The 949-nt window shown below is 58.6% G+C and carries 1 pseudogene; it reads right to left on the bottom strand.

The features are described from left to right. Positions 1-21: 21 nt before the first annotated feature. A pseudogene (locus GJ668_RS19825) lies at positions 22-946 on the bottom strand (ISAzo13-like element transposase-related protein). Positions 947-949 lie beyond the last annotated feature (3 nt).

Raw genomic sequence — 949 nt, 5'->3', positions numbered from 1 at the left:
AGGAGATTGCCAGGAAAGAACTTACCCATCAGCTGGCCGGATGAGGATGTCCCATTTAGGCAAGGAGGGGTTGCGCTCTAACCGCGCCTCGATCGGTTTCATGGCCGCTTTGCTCAAGGTGACGCCTTTGACATAGATGGTATGTGTAAGTTCGACGATCGGATGAATTCCCTTCCAGGTCGCGCTCTTGGCCCACTCCAGCATGGTCGCGACATCGATGAGCTGTGTGCCGTTCCAATGCTGTTCGAGAATGCCCCAGCAGCGCTCAATGGGGTTGTATTTGCTGTGGTAAGGTGGGTAGTAGAGGAGCTGAATCGGGCATCCGATGGTGTCGGCGAAGGCCACCAGGCGTGCCAGGAACTGGGTGCGGTGGCCATGGCTTTCCGGACCGTTGTCGAGCTTGATCTGGAGCTGAGTGATGGAGTCACGCTCCTGGTCTGGGAGGCGCTTCCACCACTGTTCTAGACCATCGACGAGAAAGTCACTGGTCTTGGCCGAGTGGCCGAACCACAGGAACAGTTGCGCGCTGTCTTCATCGACGATCCCAAAGGGGGTGTATTTTTCCGTACACCCCATGTCGTGATCGGCGGCACGGTTGTCCAGGCGTGTCTGACCGCCACGCGAATACGCCCCGAGGTTGACCGTCGCTTTACAGTCAATACTCAAGCGCTTGAGGGTACCGTCGGTGTCGATCAGGTGGCCATCTTTGGCGTCGATATTGGCGAAGATCGCGTCGGTTTCGGGAATTTTTTTGGGGCTTGGCCTTGAGCACCGGACGCAGCCGGTAACCGTTACGGTTGAGTACCAGGGCCATCGTGCTGGGCGCGGGCAGAGCCTCCTCGGCGACGCCCTGTTGGCGTAGCTGCTTCAGTGCCTCGGCCGCCGTCAAGCGCGTGTAGCACAACGGGGTGCGAAACGTCGGATCTTGTTGGGACTGTGAGTCCACCAA

It is taken from the genome of Allochromatium palmeri (genome assembly GCF_009720725.1).
Classification (GTDB): Bacteria; Pseudomonadota; Gammaproteobacteria; order Chromatiales; family Chromatiaceae; genus Thermochromatium; species Thermochromatium palmeri.
Note: the sequence above shows the minus strand (reverse complement) of the source record. Positions and strands in the feature narration are given on the sequence as shown.